The sequence below is a fragment of the Mesorhizobium sp. M4B.F.Ca.ET.203.01.1.1 genome, assembly GCF_004791025.1.
GTDB lineage: Bacteria > Pseudomonadota > Alphaproteobacteria > Rhizobiales > Rhizobiaceae > Mesorhizobium > Mesorhizobium abyssinicae.
The window spans coordinates 1-347 of the sequence record NZ_SRUO01000143.1 but is presented as its reverse complement, the minus strand read 5'-3'; the positions used below and the strand labels follow the sequence as shown (position 1 = coordinate 347).

At 67.7% G+C, this 347-nt stretch carries 1 pseudogene; it reads left to right on the top strand.

Annotated elements, in window-relative coordinates:
• A pseudogene (locus EN846_RS34030) lies at window positions 1-241 on the top strand (amino acid ABC transporter ATP-binding protein); the annotation flags it as partial.
• Window positions 242-347: the final 106 nt, after the last annotated feature.

The window sequence follows — 347 nt, the reverse complement described above, 5'->3', positions numbered from 1 at the left end:
GGCGCAGGACGTGGTCGACGTGCTCGGGCAGCTTGCGCGCGAGGGCACGACCATGGTGATGGCCACGCATGACCTTCGGCTCGCCTCCAAGATCGCGCAAGAGGTCGTGTTCCTCGATGCAGGCGTCGTGGTCGAGAAAGGCCCGGCGTCGGTGGTGTTCGACAATCCCGAGCGCGAGCGCACGAGGCGCTTCATCGCCTCGCTGCGCCAGGAAGAGGCGCAGAGGGAAGGGGGCGGCTGAGCGAGCCTGCTGACTTTCCCCTTTCGTGGGGCCAATCGCTTAGGACGGCGCCGGCCCCTCATCCGACCGCTTCGCGGCCACCTTCTCCCCGATGGGGAGAAGAGCT